This window comes from uncultured Paenibacillus sp., from assembly GCF_963515335.1.
Classification (GTDB): Bacteria; Bacillota; Bacilli; order Paenibacillales; family Paenibacillaceae; genus Paenibacillus_I.
Map to the genome: position 1 here is coordinate 1 of NZ_CAUPYC010000027.1, position 17,652 is coordinate 17,652.

Annotated in this window: 17 protein-coding genes and 1 pseudogene; all 18 read right to left on the reverse strand. The window is 61.0% G+C overall.

Features of this window, described 5'->3' with window-relative positions; all coding sequences use genetic code 11:
* Nucleotides 1-509: pseudogene (locus tag RWM61_RS10450) on the reverse strand (DNA ligase); the annotation flags it as partial.
* A gap of 193 nt (nt 510-702) precedes the next feature.
* Nucleotides 703-1,431 carry a ribonuclease HII gene (locus tag RWM61_RS10455; protein ID WP_314000479.1) on the reverse strand — a complete coding sequence of 243 codons (729 nt, stop codon included), beginning with the start codon at nt 1,429-1,431 and terminating at the stop codon, nt 703-705.
* Between the two features lie 67 nt (nt 1,432-1,498).
* Nucleotides 1,499-2,374 (reverse strand): ribosome biogenesis GTPase YlqF, encoded by an 876-nt coding sequence (gene ylqF, locus RWM61_RS10460; protein ID WP_314000387.1) that lies wholly within the window; start codon nt 2,372-2,374, stop codon nt 1,499-1,501.
* Between the two features lie 46 nt (nt 2,375-2,420).
* Entirely contained in the window at nt 2,421-3,146 is a 726-nt protein-coding gene (lepB, locus tag RWM61_RS10465) for a signal peptidase I (RefSeq protein WP_399538368.1), read from the reverse strand.
* Nucleotides 3,147-3,260: 114 nt separating this feature from the next.
* Nucleotides 3,261-3,602: a 50S ribosomal protein L19 gene (gene rplS, locus RWM61_RS10470; RefSeq protein ID WP_314000389.1), complete on the reverse strand. Its 342-nt coding sequence runs from the start codon at nt 3,600-3,602 to the stop codon at nt 3,261-3,263.
* Between the two features lie 289 nt (nt 3,603-3,891).
* Nucleotides 3,892-4,635 carry a tRNA (guanosine(37)-N1)-methyltransferase TrmD gene (trmD, locus tag RWM61_RS10475; protein WP_314000391.1) on the reverse strand — a complete coding sequence of 248 codons (744 nt, stop codon included), beginning with the start codon at nt 4,633-4,635 and terminating at the stop codon, nt 3,892-3,894.
* Nucleotides 4,636-4,638: 3 nt separating this feature from the next.
* Complete coding sequence (gene rimM / locus RWM61_RS10480) at nt 4,639-5,157, reverse strand: ribosome maturation factor RimM (RefSeq protein WP_314000393.1); 519 nt, start codon at nt 5,155-5,157, stop codon at nt 4,639-4,641.
* Nucleotides 5,158-5,307: 150 nt separating this feature from the next.
* A complete protein-coding gene (locus RWM61_RS10485; protein WP_314000395.1) occupies nt 5,308-5,538 on the reverse strand; it encodes a KH domain-containing protein in 231 nt (76 codons plus the stop codon).
* Nucleotides 5,539-5,563: 25 nt separating this feature from the next.
* Nucleotides 5,564-5,836, reverse strand: coding sequence for a 30S ribosomal protein S16 (gene rpsP, locus RWM61_RS10490; protein WP_314000397.1), 273 nt, complete (start codon nt 5,834-5,836; stop codon nt 5,564-5,566).
* Between the two features lie 69 nt (nt 5,837-5,905).
* Nucleotides 5,906-7,291: a signal recognition particle protein gene (gene ffh, locus RWM61_RS10495; RefSeq protein WP_314000399.1), complete on the reverse strand. Its 1,386-nt coding sequence runs from the start codon at nt 7,289-7,291 to the stop codon at nt 5,906-5,908.
* A gap of 61 nt (nt 7,292-7,352) precedes the next feature.
* Nucleotides 7,353-7,718 (reverse strand): YlxM family DNA-binding protein, encoded by a 366-nt coding sequence (ylxM, locus tag RWM61_RS10500; RefSeq protein WP_314000483.1) that lies wholly within the window; start codon nt 7,716-7,718, stop codon nt 7,353-7,355.
* A 250-nt stretch (nt 7,719-7,968) separates the two neighbouring features.
* On the reverse strand, nt 7,969-8,967 hold the full coding sequence (ftsY, locus tag RWM61_RS10505; RefSeq protein ID WP_314000401.1) for a signal recognition particle-docking protein FtsY: 999 nt from the start codon (nt 8,965-8,967) through the stop codon (nt 7,969-7,971).
* Nucleotides 8,968-9,323: 356 nt separating this feature from the next.
* Nucleotides 9,324-12,905: a chromosome segregation protein SMC gene (gene smc / locus RWM61_RS10510; RefSeq protein WP_314000403.1), complete on the reverse strand. Its 3,582-nt coding sequence runs from the start codon at nt 12,903-12,905 to the stop codon at nt 9,324-9,326.
* Nucleotides 12,906-13,428: 523 nt separating this feature from the next.
* Nucleotides 13,429-14,139 (reverse strand): ribonuclease III, encoded by a 711-nt coding sequence (gene rnc, locus RWM61_RS10515; protein ID WP_314000405.1) that lies wholly within the window; start codon nt 14,137-14,139, stop codon nt 13,429-13,431.
* Nucleotides 14,129-15,367: a beta-ketoacyl-ACP synthase II gene (gene fabF / locus RWM61_RS10520; protein WP_314000407.1), complete on the reverse strand. Its 1,239-nt coding sequence runs from the start codon at nt 15,365-15,367 to the stop codon at nt 14,129-14,131. Before fabF ends, rnc begins: the two co-directional genes overlap by 11 nt.
* A gap of 192 nt (nt 15,368-15,559) precedes the next feature.
* Complete coding sequence (acpP, locus tag RWM61_RS10525) at nt 15,560-15,793, reverse strand: acyl carrier protein (RefSeq protein WP_036583884.1); 234 nt, start codon at nt 15,791-15,793, stop codon at nt 15,560-15,562.
* 98 nt (nt 15,794-15,891) lie between these two features.
* Nucleotides 15,892-16,644, reverse strand: a complete 753-nt coding sequence (gene fabG / locus RWM61_RS10530; RefSeq protein ID WP_314000413.1) for a 3-oxoacyl-[acyl-carrier-protein] reductase — start codon at nt 16,642-16,644, stop codon at nt 15,892-15,894.
* Nucleotides 16,645-16,705: 61 nt separating this feature from the next.
* Entirely contained in the window at nt 16,706-17,641 is a 936-nt protein-coding gene (gene fabD, locus RWM61_RS10535) for an ACP S-malonyltransferase (protein WP_314000414.1), read from the reverse strand.
* Nucleotides 17,642-17,652 lie beyond the last annotated feature (11 nt).

A 17,652-nucleotide genomic window follows, 5' to 3' on the forward strand; every position in this document is an offset into this window, starting at 1 on the left:
CCCACCGTCCCGCCCGTCATCGGCAGGCCGCGCTTGAACGCCGTCGCGGCCGCCTGCATCCACTGCTCATCGGCCGCGCCTGCCGGCATCGCGGCGGCGGCCGCCTGCCGCAGCGCCGCTCCCGCTTCGCGCGTGAGCGGGAAGCCGTCCCGCTTCAAATCGCGCACCAGCTCATGCGCCCACTTCTTGTCGGGCAGGCCGAGCATGCGGGCCAAATCCTTGACCGTCTCCTCCGGCAGCGCCGCGCCCGGCAGGTCGACCGGCTTCAGCACGACCAGACCGCGCCCGGACTCCGGCTGCACCTGAAGCATCGTCGTTTGGCCGGGCTGCATCGCCGTCTCAAGCTTCGCGCGCACCGTAAGCCCGTTGATTTGCACCAGCGCGTCCTGCTCCTCCAGCACCTGCAGAATAACGCCCCGCACGATCTGCCCGATCTTCAATTCCAGCGCCTTGGCGCTGTCCTGCTGCACCTCGCCGAGCAGCCCCCGCATCAATTGGCTGATGTTCACCCCAAGCATCCTCCCTTCGTTCCGTCTGTCTACCCCGTTCCAAGCCGCTTCCTTTTATATCGGCCGCGCTCCTCCGATTCTAAAGCGGCAGGCCGCAGCCCAATCATCCCGTTAAGTGATAAAACACTAAAAAACTCCGTCTCAACTGAGACGGAGAGCAGCCGTAAACCATGCCAAACCGAACCACGTCAACTCAAAACAGAAGCTGCTGCTCGGCCTCGGCGGTGATCTTACCCAGAAAAGAGCGCCTGTGCATCGGACTCGGCCCGAATGCGAGCAGCTTGTCCCTGTGCAGCCTGGTTGCGTAGCCTTTATGTATGGCGATCCCGTACTCCGGGTACAGCGGATCCCACTCCTCGGCGCACAGCCGGTCGCGGGTGACCTTCGCAACGATCGACGCCGCGGCGATCGATTGGCTTCGGGCATCGCCGTGAATGACAGCAAGCTGCGGAATGTCAAGCTCGATCTTCTCCGCATCGACGAGCAAATAATCGGGCAAAGGCGACAAGCCCGCGACGGCCAGCCGCATCGCAAGCCGCGAAGCCTGCCTGATGTTGATCCGGTCGATCTCCGCCGAATCGACACGGGCCACGGACCAGGCGACCGCCTCAGCCATAATCATCTCATAGCATTGCTCGCGCTTTTTCTCGGTCAGCTTCTTCGAGTCGTCTACACCCTCCAGCACAAGGCCGGGAGGAAGCACGACCGCCGCCGCGACCACATCGCCGAAAAGGCAGCCGCGTCCGACCTCGTCCACGCCCGCGATCGCGCCGTATCCTTGCAACCACAAAGACCGCTCAAACGCCAGCAGGTCGACGATCCGAGGCTCAGTGGAGCCCCCCGCCTTACGCTTTCTCCCCATCCGTCTTACCTCCCCGCACACCTGCCTGCACCAGGCATCTTGCCCCGCAGCCCGCAGCATCTGCGTCAAGCCTTACCGCCCTCACAGGCCGAGGCCCAAAGCCCGAGGCGACCGCCCGGCTCCGGCTCTAGCGGTCCGCTTCCGGCTCCTCCAGCGTAATCCGCCCCAGCTTGCCGGCGCGAAGCTCCCGCAGAATGATGCCTGACGTCTTCTCCAGATCGACCCGTCCGCCGCTCACCAGGCAGCCGCGCTTGCGGCCGATCTCCTCCATGACGCGCACGATTTCGTCCGGATCGTCGATGTCGGCCGGCGGCGGCGTTTCCAGCCCGAACCGCTCCTTCGTCGCATCCCAGTACCGTCCCGCCAACGCTTTTACCGCAAAAAATGCAATGTCCTCGATGTTCAATATTTGTTCCCTGATCGCCCCAGTCATCGCAAGCTTGTAGCCGACGAGCTGATCCTCGAATTTCGGCCATAAAATGCCCGGCGTATCGAGCAGCTCCATCTCGGTCCCCACCTTGATCCATTGCTGACCCTTCGTCACGCCCGGACGGTCGCCGGTCGCCGCGATGTTGCGGCCCGCCAGCCGGTTGATCAAGGTCGATTTGCCGACGTTGGGAATGCCTACGATCAAGGCGCGCACGGCGCGGGGGTTCATGCCTTTGGCGGCCATCCGCTCCCATTTCTCCGCGACAAGCGCCTTGGCCTTCGCCGGAATTTCGGAAACGCGCGCACCGGTCGACGAATCCGCCGCCACGCACGCATGGCCCTGCGCCGCAAAATGCGCCATCCACCGCTCATTCGCCCTCGGATCGGCCAGATCGGCTTTGTTCAGCACAATAAGCCGCGGTTTGCCCCGCAAAATGTCATCGACCATCGGATTGCGGCTGGCCTGCGGAACGCGGGCGTCCAGCAGCTCGATGGCGATGTCGATCAGCTTTAATTTTTCTTCGATTTGCCTGCGGGCCCGGGTCATGTGACCCGGGAACCATTGTATCGTCATGCCTGCACCTCAATTTTCTCCAATCGGAGGCGGACGGAAGCATTCGTTATTCCGCGTCCGCCGGCACCGTCTCCGGATGCTTAACCAGGCTGATTTTGTCCATCGGCCAGAAAATAACGTCCGCCCGCCCAACGATCCGGTCATCCGGCACAAACCCGATCATCCGGCTGTCCTTGCTGTTGCTGCGGTTGTCGCCGAACGCCAGAATCATGCCTTCAGGCACGGTATCCTCCGCCACGTATCCGTTCGGGAAATTTTCGCCGTTCTGGTTGTACAGCATTCCCTGCTTGTTGGCTTCGGAGATCGCTTCCTTAATGTAAGGTTCCTCCACCCGCACGTCGTTTATGTAGAGATCGTCGCCTTCCAGCCTGATTTTATCGCCGGGCACGCCGATCACCCGCTTAATGTAATCCCTTTTCTCCTCCGGCACGTAAAAGACGACCACTTCCCCCCGCTGCGGCGCGCGAATATCGTAAATGATTTTGTTCACGATCAGGCGCTCGCCGGTTTCGAGATTCGGCTGCATGGACGGACCGTCCACGATAAAGGGCGCAAACAGAAACCAACGGATGACAAATACGAGAAGCCCCGCGATCGCGAGCGCCTTGATCCACTCGACGATTTCCTTGTAGAACCGGTTTCCCGCGCCGCCCCCGTCGCTGCGCCGCATGTCGCTTGCTGTTGTTTCTCCGGCCTGTCCGCGCTCGCCGCTCATTTCGGCTTCCCGGCTCCCCGGCTGCCGGTCGGACTGATTCGATTGCGATTGATCCATTGCCGCACTTTCCTCCCGCCGCCTCTATTATGCATTTTCCGTATCCTATTATATAGAACTAAAACAAAAAAACGAAAAGGGACTTGTTTGCGCAAGCCCCCTTGGTCGTTTCTCTTAACGGATCTCTTTAATTCTCGCTGCTTTACCGCGCAGGTTGCGCAGGTAGTACAGTTTCGCGCGGCGAACTTTACCGCGGCGGGCCACTTCGATTTTGTCGAGCTTCGGGGAATGCACCGGGAACGTTCTTTCGACGCCGACTCCGTAGGAAATCTTGCGCACCGTAAACGTCTCGCTGATTCCGCCGCCGCGACGCTTGATCACGACGCCCTCGAACAGCTGGATCCGCTCGCGCGAACCCTCGATGACCTTAACGTACACCTTCAGCGTGTCGCCGGGACGAAAGTTCGGGATATCTTGGCGAAGCTGCTCTCTCGCAATCGTTTGTACCAGATTCATATTGTTCACTCCTTCCACCACAGGCGTTCATATAGGACTCGCCGGCTTCCCTCCGAAACCGGGTCATGGTCGATAGCGGACCGCCCGACTATACAGACAACACCAGAAATTTTATCATATCCGGCCGCAAAAGACAACCGGTTTTTCAGGGCTGAATATAGCAGCCGGCTACATGGACCCTTCCGCGTCCACGCCGGTTGGATGAACGCCGCGGGCCATCGCGCGAACATGATGAAAGAGCGTTGTCCCATCCGGACAAAGCTCTTTCCTGTTCGCGGATGCTTCCCGTTTAATCCTCGTGCTCCGCCCCGCGCAGAGAGTCCAGCCATGCCCGCTCCTTCGGCGTAAGATCGGCCTTCTCCAGCAAGTCCGGCCGCCGCCGCAACGTCCGGAGGAGCGATTGCTCCCTGCGCCATGCCTCGACCCGGCCGTGATGGCCGGACGTCAGCACCTCGGGCACGTCCCACCCCCGGAACGAAGCCGGCCGCGTGTAATGCGGATATTCCAGCAGTCCCGTGCTGAACGAGTCGGTCACGGCGGACTGCTCGTTGCCGAGCACGCCCGGCAGCAGTCTGACGACCGCGTCGATGACGACCATGGCCGGAAGCTCTCCGCCGGTCAGCACATAATCGCCGATCGACAGCTCTTCCGTGACGAGATGCTCGCGAATCCGCTCGTCATAACCCTCGTAATGGCCGCAAACGAATATAAGGTGCCGCTCGCGCGAGAGCTCCTGGGCCTTCGGCTGCGTAAACGGCTCGCCCTGCGGACACATCAGCACGATCCGCGGCCGCCCGCCCGAGGGCGGCGTCAAATCCTCCACCGCGGCGAACATCGGCTCCGGCTTCAGCACCATCCCGCCGCCGCCGCCGTACGGGTAGTCGTCCACCGTGTTATGCTTGTTGTTCGCATAATCACGGAAATTCACGGCCCGCAGGTCGACGATTCCTTTTTCCCGCGCTTTGCCCAGAATGCTCGCGCCGAACACGCCGTCGAACATTTCCGGGAACAGCGTCAGCACATCGATATGCATCGGTCAGATCAGCCCTTCCATCAACCGGACGGTGACAAGCTTGTCCTTCACGTTCACGCCGAGCACGACATCGTCGATGACGGGCAGCAGCACCTGCTTGCCTTTGGGCCGGTCGACCACCCATACATGGTTGGCGCCGGGGGCGAGCACCTCGGAAATCGCGCCGAGCTCCTCGCCTTCCTCCGTCATGACGCGGCAGCCGACGATTTCATGATAATAATATTCGCCTTCCTCGAGCGGGGCGAGCTCGGTTTCCTTTACCTTCACGTCCCAGCCTTTGAAGCGCTCGACCTCGTTGATGTTGTCATAGCCCTTCAGCTTGACGACATACATGCCTTTTTGCTCGCGGGCGCTTACGACCTCAACCGTGGCCGTTGCGGAAGACTGCGGGTCGTGCAGCGTTAACTTGCTGCCCGACGCAAACCGCACGTCGGGGAAATCGGTCAGCGGCAGCATTTTCACATCGCCGCGAATGCCGTGCGTATTGACAAGCTTGCCCACCGTAAACCATTTGTCGGACACGGCCAACCCTCCTTACAGCTTCAATGTACACTAAGTATCCCCGCAAAGTGACGTGACGCTCCGAAGCTTATTCCAAATACTTTGCGGGGACCCCGAAATACACGAAAAAGGGTCAGGACATTCATCCCAACCCTTCCCCGTCCCACGCGTTCACGAAACGATATCCACGATAATGCGGCGTCTGTCCTTCAGACCCGCGGCCGAAACGACGGTGCGAAGCGCTTTGGCGATGCGGCCCTGCTTCCCGATCACCTTGCCGATATCCTCGGGGTGAACGGAAAGCGAATAGACCGTTCCTCGCGCCTCTTCCCGTATGTCGACGCGGACGTCTTCCGGATGATCCACTAAAGCCCTAGCGATGACAAGAATTAATTCTTTCATATCAAGGCCCTCCGCAGCTTGGCAATTATTTCTGTTGCTTCAGCTCATGGAACTTGGTGAGAACGCCGGCTTTGCTAAGCAGGCTGCGAACGGTATCGGAAGCTTGCGCCCCGGTTTGCAGCCATTTCAACGCTTTTTCTTCATCGATATTGACTTGAGCCGGTTGAGCAACCGGGTTGTACGTGCCGATTTCCTCGATAAAACGGCCGTCGCGCGGCGAACGGGAATCGGATACGACGACACGATAGAAAGGAGCTTTGTGGGCACCCATACGTTTCAGACGAATACGAACTGCCATGTTGATGATTCACCTCCTTCAAAAACTTTTCCGGTAACTTTCGCGGGATCTCCGGTGACCAAATCTCAATCAACCGAACGGGAATTTCATGCCGCCTTTGCCGAGCAGGCCCTTGAGCCCTTTCATGCCGCCCTTCGGCCCTTTCGGCCCCATCATCGACGAGAATTGCTTCATCATCTTGCGCATGTCGTCGAATTGCTTGATGAGGCGGTTCACCTCGGCGACCGACGTACCGCTGCCGGCCGCGATCCGCTTGCGGCGATTATGGTTGAGCAGCTCGGGCTTGCGCTTCTCCTCGGTCGTCATCGACTTGACGATCGCCTCGACCCGGTTGATCTGCTTCTCGTCGACCTTGATGTCCTTGAGGCCTTTCATCTTCCCGTTCATGCCGGGAAGCATATCGAAAATCTGGTCGAGCGGGCCGAGCTTGCGAACCTGCGCCATCTGCTCGAGGAAATCCTCGAACGTGAACTCGGCGGTTCGCATTTTGCGCTCCATCTCGGCGGCCTTGTCGGCGTCGATGCCGGCCTGGGCCTTCTCGATCAGCGACAGCATGTCGCCCATGCCGAGTATCCGAGAGGCCATCCGGTCCGGATGGAACGGCTCCAGCGAATCGATCTTCTCGCCCATAGCCGCGAACTTGATCGGTCGTCCCGTAACGGCCTTGACCGACAACGCCGCGCCGCCGCGGGTATCGCCGTCGAGCTTCGTCAGCACAACGCCCGTAAGCTCCAGCTGCTCGTGGAAGCTCTGCGCCACGTTGACCGCGTCCTGGCCGGTCATCGCGTCGACGACCAGCAGCACCTCGTCCGGCTTCGTCACCTCATGGATTTGCTTGAGCTCCTCCATCAGCGCTTCATCGATATGCAGCCGGCCGGCCGTATCGATAATGACGTAATCGTTGCCGTTCGCTTTGGCCTGCGCCAGCGCCTGGCGCGCAATTTCCACCGGGCTCGTCTGGTCGCCGAGCGAGAACACCGGTGCCTGGATTTGCTCCCCGAGCACCTGGAGCTGCTTGATCGCCGCCGGCCGGTAGATGTCCGCCGCGACGAGCAGCGGCTTGTGGTTGCCCTTCTGAAGCAGCCGGGCCAGCTTGCCGGACGTCGTCGTTTTGCCGGCGCCTTGCAGGCCCGCCATCATAATGACGGTCGGCGGCTTGTTCGCTTTCGCCAGCTTGCTCGTGGTGCCGCCCATCAGCTCCGTCAATTCTTTATTGACGATGTCGATAATGACCATGCCGGGCGTGAAGCTTTTCTCGACCTCCTGGCCGAGCGCGCGTTCCTTTACCTTCGCCACGAAATCCTTGACGACCTTGAAGTTGACGTCGGCTTCGAGCAACGCCAGCCGAACCTCGCGCATCGCTTCGTTCACGTCGGCTTCGGACACTTTGCCTTTGCCTCTCAGCTTGCCGAACACATTCTGCAATCGGCTCGTCAATCCTTCGAACGCGGCCATTGCCTTCACCTCCGAAGCGTTTATTTCACTTAAGCAATCACAATTAAACGGTCAATATGCGTTATTCCTGCTCCACCGCTTGGCGCAAACCGCGCGCGACGGCCTCCAGCCCCGACGACGCCGCATGCTCCCCAGGGAGGCTGACCACGGCTTCGTCCAGCCTGGCTAGCCAGCTCAACAGCGCTTCATGCTTCGCGACCAGCCCGAGCTTCGTCTCGTAGCTTTCAAGCACGGCTTCCGCCCGCTTGATGTGCTCGTAAACGGCTTGGCGGCTGATCTCGAACTCCGCCGCGATCTCGCCGAGCGAATAGTTGTCGTGAAAATAATATTTAAGGAACGTCCGCTGCTTGTCGGTCAAGAGCGGCTCGTAGAAATCGAACAATAAATTGATCCGGGTCGTCTTTGCCAGGGCTCCCGGCTCGCTCATCGCCACCGCAGGCCCCTCCTTCCGTCAAGGGACAAACCTTTACACCTTATCAACGCTCTCTATCATAGCCGATCCGCCCATCCGGTGTCAAGCTATTTTCCTTGTCAGACAGACTGGCCCCGCCAGCCATCTCACGCTCATTATCCCTTTCATTCAGGCCGGGCAAAAGACTGAAGCGCCGCCCGAAGGCGTTCATTATGGCAGAAACCGGCACAGGCACACGTATGCCTGCCCCGAACGCGCGCAGCTTTTACGCTTCGCTCGCCTGTTCTTCTTCCTTCGCAATCAGGCCCGCGAACAGCGCGTGCACGAATTGCTCGGAATCGAATGCCTCCAGATCGTCCATCTTCTCGCCGAGGCCGACGAACTTGACCGGCAGGTTCAGCTCATTGCGGATCGCCACCACGATGCCGCCCTTGGCCGTGCCGTCGAGCTTCGTGAGCACGAGGCCGGTGACGCCGCTTTTCTCGCCAAACAGCTTCGCCTGGCTGAGCGCGTTTTGTCCGGTCGTGGCGTCCAGCACAAGCAGCACTTCATGGGGCGCGCTCGGCACTTCGCGTTGAATGACGCGGAAAATCTTGTTCAGCTCTTCCATCAGGTTCGACTTGTTCTGAAGCCGGCCGGCCGTATCGCACAGCAGCACGTCGACGCCGCGCTGCTTCGCCGCCTGGACCGCATCGTACATCACGGCTGCCGGATCGGAGCCGGCCGATTGCTTGATGACGTCGACGCCGACCCGCTGGCCCCATACCTCGAGCTGCTCGATCGCGCCGGCGCGGAACGTGTCGCCCGCGGCGAGCAGCACACTTTTGCCCTGACTTTTGAACCGGTGCGCCAGCTTGCCGATCGTCGTCGTCTTGCCGACGCCGTTGACGCCCACGAACAGGATGACGGTCATGCCGCTCCCCGCCATGTTGAGGCCAGGATTCTCGTCGCCGCGCAGCAGGCCCACCAGCTTCTCCGACAGCACCGGCTGCAGCTCGGCCGCGTCCTCGATTTTGCGCTTCTTCACTTCGGCGCGCAGCTCGTCGATCAGCTCCATGACAGTGTTCACGCCGACGTCCGCGCCGATCAGAATCTCCTCAAGCTCCTCGTAGAACGCCTCGTCGATTTTTTTGCGGCGGGTAATGAGCTCCTCCACCTTCTCGACGAGGGCCGTCCGGGTTTTGGTCAGCCCGTCCTTGAACTTGTTGGTCACCGCCTCGGTTTTGGACGAAATGCTTTCCTTCAATTTCTTAAAAAAGCTCACGGCAGGGCTCTCCACCTTCCTGTATCCTGTTTCTTTGTTCCATTCGCGGCCAACTGCGCCCGCTATGAGAAAAACTTCTATCGAAGTCACTCGAAGAGGAGCGACCGCGTTTAGCGGAAGTTTTTATCGCCGATCGAGAAAGTATGAGTTTGCTGCTGCGCGCAAAACTTATACTTTCTCATACGGTAAGAAAACCTCTGTCGGGGCCAATCGATGATGAACGGCCTGCGGGATCGGGGGAAGCCGCTTCGCAAGCAGGCGCATTGCCGCCGATACGAACGTTTCTGCGCTTTTAGCGGACTTAAACATTGCTATACGGCAGTACGGCGGGCCCGATGCGGACAGCGCCCTTACGCTTACGCGGATACCGCTTCCTCGTCCTCCAGCCGTACCGACACCAGCTTCGACACGCCGCCTTCCTCCATCGTCACGCCGTACAGCACATCCGCTTCCTCCATCGTGCCTTTGCGGTGCGTGACGACGATAAACTGCGTTTCCTCCGAGAACTCCCGCAAATATTGCGCAAAACGGGCGACGTTCGCCTCGTCGAGCGCCGCTTCCACCTCGTCGAGCACGCAGAACGGCACCGGCTTCACCTGCAGGATGGCGAACAGCAGCGCCATCGCCGTCAGCGCCCGCTCGCCGCCGGACAGCAGCTGCAGGTTTTGCAGCTTTTTGCCGGGAGGCTGGGCGACGATATCGATGCCCGTCTCCAGCACCCTGTCCGGATCGAGCATGAGCAGATCGGCCCGTCCGCCGCCGAACAGCTTCGAGAACACATGGCCGAAATGGCCGCGGATCTGATCGAACGTCGACTTGAATCGCTTGCCCATCTCATCGTCCATCTCGCGGATGACCTGGTACAGCGTCGTCTTCGCCTCGATGAGGTCGTTCTTCTGCGCATTCAGGAACTCGTAGCGCTCCTTCACCCGCTCGTATTCCTCGATCGCGCCCAGGTTCACCTCGCCGAGAATCGCAATCTGCCGCTTCAGATCGCGGACCTCATTCTGCGTTCCGGCAATATCGTCGGGCACCGGATAACGCTCCTTGGCCAGCTCGAAGCTGAGCTCGTATTCCTCGCTCAGCTTGCGCAGCAGATTGTCCAGCTCGACATCGAGCCGGTTCGCCGCGATCTCGGTCTGCCGGATCCGGTCCTCGACCTGCCGAAGCTGCGCCCGCTGCTCCTTCGTCTCGCTCTCTTCCAGCTCGAGCTGACGCACCTTCCCGGCCCGCGCCGCGCGCTTGAAATCGGTTTGCTCGGAGCACTCCTGCTTTTTCAGCCGGAAATGATTGAGCTCCTCCGTCTGCCTGATGATCTCCGCTTCAAGCCGCCGCCCCTCTTCCTCCTGCTCCGAAGCGAGTTCGCGCAGCGACGCAAGCTCCTGCTTGGCCCGGTTGATGTCCGCCCGGACGCGCGCCGCCTGATCCTCGAACGACTGCTTCTCCTGGTCGGTCTTGGCGACGGCGATTTTCAGGTCGGTAAGCTGCGTCTGCAGTTCCTCCTTGGCGGATTCGCTCGCCTTCCGGCGGTGTTCCGCATCGCGGATCGCCTGCTGCAGCCGCGCTTCCTCCGCAGTCATCGCCGCAAGCCGTTCTTCCGCCGCGGCCTTCGCGGCGGCCAGCCCCTCGCGCTCGCTGATCTGGCTGCTCCGGTCGTCGGTCGACAGCTGATGCTGCTCGCGCAGCCGGCGCTCGTCCTGCTCGGCCACCTGCAGGTCGGAGCGGAACTGCTGCTCCTCCATCCGCAGCTTCTCCACCTGCCCCCGGTACTCCTCGATGTTCTGGGAACAGATGGACAGCTCCTTGCGCAGATCGTCCGCCCTGTCCTTCAGCTTGCCGAGCTGCGAGCCCGTGCCCTTGATCTCTTCGTCCAGCTCTTCGATCTGCCGCTGGCGGCCGAGCAGGTTGGCGCCTTTCTTCTGCAGGCTGCCGCCCGTCATCGAGCCGCCGGCGTTGACGACGTCGCCGTCAAGCGTAACGACGCGGAACCGGTATTGGCACTTCGCAGCGATCCGGTTCGCCTGCTCCAGCGTTTCGGCCAGCAGCACGTTGCCGAGCAGATTGGCGACGATCGACGCATACTGCGGCTCGCTGTCCACGAGCTCCGCGGCGACGCCGACATAGCCCTCCGTGCCCGCAATGTGCCGCTTCTCGCTCTCCGGCACGCTGCGGCCCTTGATGACGTCCAGCGGCAGGAAGGTTGCGCGCCCCAACTGCCGCTGCTTCAGAAACGCAATGCCCTGGCGCGCCGACCGCTCGTCTTCCATGACGATATGCTGCAGCGCGCCGCCGAGCGCGGTTTCCACCGCAATCTCCAAATGCTCGGGCACGCGGATCAGCTCGGCGACGGCGCCGTGCACGCCGGACAAACCGCCGGCTCCGGCGGCTCTTCTCGACGCCTTCAGCACCTCGCGAACGCCCTGCATGAAGCCGTCCCCGTCGTTCTGCATCTCTTTCATCGTATCGCGCCGCGACGTCAGGGCGTCGATCTTCTGCTCCCACTTGCGGACGGTCGACTGCGCTTCCTCCAGAATGCCCTGGATTTTCCGCTGGCGTTCGCTGTCGGACGCGTACTTCTCCCGAACCGCCGCTAGCGCCGCGGTCGTCTCGTCCAGCCGCGCCTGCGCCTCCGACCGGCGGGCCGCCAGCTCTTCCAGCTGCTCCGACCATTTCGCTTCCTCTTCGCCGAGCCGCTCCAGGCGGCGCTGCACGGACTCCTGCTGCTGATCCGCGTAACGGATTTCGTTGCGCAGGGAGGCCATCGCGCTCAGTACGTCGAGCAGCTCGCCCTTGAGGCGTTCCTCAATGTCGGCCGCGGTTCCCCCGGCGACGCCGACGAGCACCGCTTCCTCCTCCGCAAGCTTCGCGCGCAGCGCCTGAAGCTCTTGCTCGAGCCCGGCCGCCTTCGCCCGGAACTCGGCCTCTTCCTTGGCAAGCGCCCCGATCCGTTCGGACTGCGCCGCGATCGTCTCCTCCGACTGGCGTCGGTTCTGCTCCAGGTTCCGTTTCCGCTCCTTGAGAACCTCGCCCTGGCCTTCGCATTTCTCATACTCCTCGCTGTAGCAGAGCATGTCCTCATGCAGCCGGTCAAGCGCTTCCTCCAGCGCGCGCATTTCGAGCCTGTCCTTTTCCAGATGGGCATCATGCTTGCTGACGACGGCGGACAGCTCAAGCTGCTCCTTCTGGAGCTGCTCCAGCTTGCCGCTCGCTTCCTTCCAATTGGTGTGAACCTGCTCGATCTGGTGGACGTACATCGATATTTCTTTCGTTTTGAGCCGCTCACGGAGCGCCTTGTAATGAATCGCCTTCTCCGACTGCTCGCGCAGCGGCTCGACCTGATCCTCCAGCTCGGAGACGAGGTCGTGGATGCGCAGCAAGTTCTGCTCGGTGTCATCCAGCTTTTTCTGCGCTTCCCGCTTTCGCGACTTGTATTTGACGATGCCCGACGCTTCCTCGAAAATACCGCGCCGATCCTCGGAGCGGTTGCTTAATATTTCCTCGATCCGTCCTTGCCCGATAATCGAATAAGCCTCTTTGCCGATGCCGGTGTCCATGAACAGCTCGGTAATGTCCTTCAGGCGGCAGGCCTGCTTGTTGATCAAATATTCGCTTTCCCCGCTGCGATGAACCCGCCGGGTCACGGTTACCTCGTCGTGCTCGAGCGGCAGCGTTCCGCTCGCATTATCCAGCGTCAGCGACACTTCGCCGTAATTGACGGCTTTCCGGGCGTCGCTTCCCGCGAAAATAATGTCCTGCATATTGCCTCCGCGCAGGCTTTTGGCGCTCTGCTCGCCGAGCACCCAGCGGATGCTGTCGCTGATGTTGCTTTTTCCGCTTCCGTTCGGGCCGACGACTGCGGTGATGCCCCTGACGAATTCCATTTCCGTACGGTCGGCGAACGATTTGAAGCCGGCAAGTTCGATTCGTTTCAAGAACATGTGTATGCATTCACCTCTAGCGATATTGTATCATACGGCAAAGATTTCGACATTAGCGGAAAATGTCCGGGCCATGGCGTCGTTGAGGCCACGGGACTGTTCGACATTCTTACGGGACAACCGTGCAATCGGTGGAGTGGAAACCATCCAACGAAAAGTTTTCGTTTACCGTCCACCGTCTGCCTCCCGCCACTCTGCAACCTGTATGATCCGGCGAAGGTGCCGTGGCGCGTCAGAGCAACGAGGCACCCGCAGGGAAAAAGTAACGCCGGCGGGTATTTCCTGTATAAATGTAATCCGCCTGACTGCATATAGATATAGAACAAGGAGAACCGGCGCGGTGTGATGAATGCAGCGGACCGGATAATTATGACGCAACCGGCGAAACGGGTATTTGCGGGGTTGCATAGCGTACAACGCCGGAATTCGAGCGCGTAAGAGCCGGCTGGCAAACCTGAGAAAACAAAGAAAACCCTGCGTCATCCAAAGACGCAAGGCTTTCATTTCAAAGCTGGACCCAAAGTCATTTCTCGCTTTTGTCTTCGGCCGACAGCCTGCGCCACGCTTCCGCCGCGGCCCGCTGCTCGGCTTCCTTCTTGGTGCGTCCCAAGCCGGTGCCCCACGCCTCTCCTCCGATGATCACCTTGATGACGAATTCGCGGTCGTGGGCCGGGCCGCGTTCCTCCTCGATCTCGTATTCGATCGGGCCGAAAGCGCGGTGCTGCGCGCGTTCCTGCAGCTTCGACTTGAAATCCTTGACCGGCAGATGCTCCTCGCCGTCGATCAGCGGAAAGACGCGGTTCTCCAGAAACGCGCGGACCAGATCGAGGCCGCCGTCCAGATACATCGCGCCGATGAACGACTCGAACAGGTCGGCAAGCAAGGCGGGCCGCTGCCGGCCCCCAAGCTGCTCCTCGCCCCGTCCGAGCAGCACATGCTTGCCCAGCTCCAGCACCTCCGCAAAGCGGGCAAAGGACGGTTCGCATACGATGCTGGCGCGCATGCGGGTCAACTCGCCCTCCGGGCGCTGCGGGTGCGAAAGATACAAATATTCCGATACGAGCAATTGCAGAACGGCGTCGCCCAGAAACTCGAGCCGTTCGTTGTCCTGCGTGCTGCCGCCCTTATGCTCGTTCACATAAGACGTATGCGTAAAAGCCTGCCGCAGCAGCTTGGCCCGCTTGAAGCGGACGCCGAGCCGCCGCTGCAGCTCGTCAAAGGACTCATGCTTCATATTTCTTCATGATGATCGAAGCGTTGTGGCCTCCGAACCCGAACGAGTTCGATAACGCCGTACGGACGTCGGCCTCGCGGGGCTTATTCGGCACGTAGTCGAGGTCCAGCTCCGGATCCTGGTTGTCCAGGTTGGCGGTCGGCGGGATGATGCCGTTCTTCAGCGTCAGGCCGAGCACGACCGCTTCCACGCCGCCGGCGGCGCCGAGCAGGTGGCCGGTCATCGACTTCGTCGAGCTGACGGCCAGCTTGTAGGCGTGGTCCCCGAACGTTTTCTTGATCGCGATCGTCTCCGAACGGTCCCCTACCGGGGTCGAAGTGCCGTGCGCGTTAATGTAATCCACTTCCTCCGGCGCCACGCCGGCGTCCTTGATCGCGCGCGCCATGCAGCGCGCGGCGCCGTCCGGATCGGGATCGGACATATGGTACGCGTCGCCGCTCATGCCGTAACCGATTATCTCGGCATAGATTTTCGCGCCGCGCTTCAATGCGTGCTCGAGCGATTCCAGAATGAGAATGCCGGAGCCTTCTCCCATCACGAAGCCGTCGCGGTCGATATCGAACGGGCGGCTCGCTTTCTCCGGCTCGTCGTTGCGGGTGGACATCGCGCGCATCGAGCAGAAGCCGGCCAGGCCGGTCGGACGGATCGTCGCCTCCGCGCCGCCGCAGATCATGACGTCCGCATCGCCGCGCTGAATCATTTTGAACGAATCGCCGATCGAGTGAGTGCCTGTCGCGCACGCGGTAACCGCCGTGCTGTTCGGTCCTTTCGCTCCGGTGATGATCGAGATTTGGCCGGAGGCCATATTCGCGATCATCATCGGAATGAAGAACGGGCTCACCCGCTTCGGCCCTTTCTCCAGCAGCACATTGTGCTGGTCCTCCCATGTGCCGAGTCCTCCGATCCCGGAGCCGACATAAACGCCTACCCGCTCGGGGTCGGCATTCTCACCGATGTTCAATCCGGCGTCTTTGACCGCCAGCGTGCTGGCCGCGACGGCGAACTGGACGAAACGGTCCATCCGGCGCGCTTCTTTCCGATCCGCATAATCTTCCGGGTTGAAATTTTTGATTTCCGCGGCGATGCGCGTCGGGTATTCCGACACATCGAACGCTTCGATATGGGATATGCCGGATTTGCCCGCCAAAATATTGCCCCAGAACGTTTCCAAGTCGGAACCGAGCGAGGTCATGACACCCATTCCGGTGACGACGACTCTTTCCTTCATAACCTATCACCCCTGCAGACGGCAAAATGGACGACGGGCTGCGGCTTCATGGAAGCCGCAGTCGCCGTCGGAATATATATGCAAGACAAATGCCTCAATTGCACTTCAAACAAGCAACGTCATCCCGTGTAACCGATCGAACGCCGGATATGGAGAGAAGTCCCGTCTGTTCAACGGGACTTTCATAACGTTTTACGTATGAGATTGTATGTAATTGACTACTTCTCCCACCGTGGTGATTTTCTCCGCATCTTCATCGGAGATCTCCATATCAAACTCGTCTTCCAGTTCCATGACCAATTCCACGACATCGAGAGAATCCGCGCCGAGGTCATCCTTAAAGTTCGCTTCGAGCGTCACTTCGGCTTCTTCAACGCCAAGGCGGTCAACGACGATGCGTTTTACCCGCTCCAATACGTCGGACATCCGGTTCACCTCCTCTTTGGTATTATACGAGAATTATGGACAAAATGCCATAGCCGCGTTTCGACGCCAAAAACGTTGATGCAACGCGGTTTTTCGGCTTATCCCATGTACATGCCGCCGTCGACGTGGATCGTCTGGCCGGTCATATAGGCGGCGGCGTCCGACGCCAGAAAACGGACCGCCGACGCAATATCGCCGGGCCGGCCCAAGCGCGCGAGCGGAATTTGTCCGGACAGCTGCTCCCGCATTTCGGCGGGCAATTTGTCCGTCATATCCGTCTCGATGAAGCCGGGGGCGATGCAGTTGACCGTGATGCCCCGAGACGCCAGCTCGCGCGCGGAAGCTTTCGTAAGCCCTTGGACGCCGGCCTTCGCGGCCACGTAATTCGCCTGGCCCGGATTGCCCAGCGAGCCGACGACGGACGAGATGTTGATGATCCGGCCGGACCGCTGCTTCATCATCGGACGGGTGACCGCCTTGATGCCGTTGAAGACGCCCTTCAGGTTCGTCTCGATCACCTGGTCGAATTCCTCTTCCTTCATGCGCATGATTAAATTGTCCCGAGTTATGCCTGCGTTATTCACCAAAATGTCGATCGCGCCGAAAGCTTCGAGCACGCTCTTCACCATCGCCTCGAAGGCGTCGGCCTTGCCCACGTCGCCTTTGACCAGCAGCGCCTTGCGGCCGAGCGCCTCCACCGCGGCGGCCGTCTCGGCAGCGGCGGCTTCGCTGCCAGCATAGTTTACGGCCACATCCGCTCCCGCCTCGGCCAGCGCAATCGCGATCGCCCGCCCGATTCCGCGCGAGGCGCCCGTTACGAGCGCTTTTTTTCCTTCCAGGCTTGCAAACATCTGTTTTCACACCTCCTTATAAAAGGTTGCGTCCGCGGTGCCTCCCGGCCGCCGCTCCGCCCTAATTCGTTTCTTCCGCGAACAGCGCTTCAAGCGCCTCCAGCGAGTTGACCGAATGCACGCGCACGGACTTGTCGGTTTTTTTGATCAATCCGGCCAGCACGGTGCCCGAGCCGATCTCGACGAACCGGTCCACGCCCTGCCCGATCAGCCAGACGACCGTATCCTCCCAAAGCACGGGAGACACCACCTGCTCGGACAGCAGGCCGCGAATGTCCGCCGCGGTCGTCACCGGCCGGGCGGTCACGTTCGCCACCACCGGCACGGCCGCGTCGTTCATCGCCACATCCGCCAGCACCGACTCCAGCCGCTGCGCGGCAGGCTTCATGAGAGACGAGTGGAACGGCCCGCTGACCTCGAGCGGAATGACCCGCTTGGCGCCGGCCTCCTTGCCGCGCTCCACGATCGCCGCCACGCCGGAGGCGCTGCCCGAGACGACGATTTGGCCCGGACAGTTGACATTGGCCAGCTCGACGGTACCCGTATCGGCCGTCACGGCCGCGCACAGCCCGGCGAGCCTGTCGCGGTCCGCGCCGAGCACCGCCGCCATCGCGCCTTGTCCGCCCGGCACCGCGGCCTCCATGAATTCGCCGCGCGCGCGCACCGTGCGAACCGCGTCCTCGAACGCCATGACGCCCGCGGCGACGAGCGCGCTGTATTCGCCGAGACTGTGTCCGGCGACGAAATCCGGCTGCAGCCTGCCTCCGACCAGCTCCAGCAGCGCCGCGCTGACCGTCAGCAAAGCGGGCTGCGTGTTGGCGGTTTGCTTCAGCGCTTCCTCCGGCCCGTTCAGGATCACGTCGCTGAGCTTGAAGCCGAGCGCGGCATCCGCTTTGTCAAACACCGCTCTTGCCCGCTCCGACCTCTCGTAAGCGTCCTTGCCCATGCCGACCGACTGCGCCCCTTGACCGGGAAAAACAAACGCGATTTTACCCATGCCGCTTACCT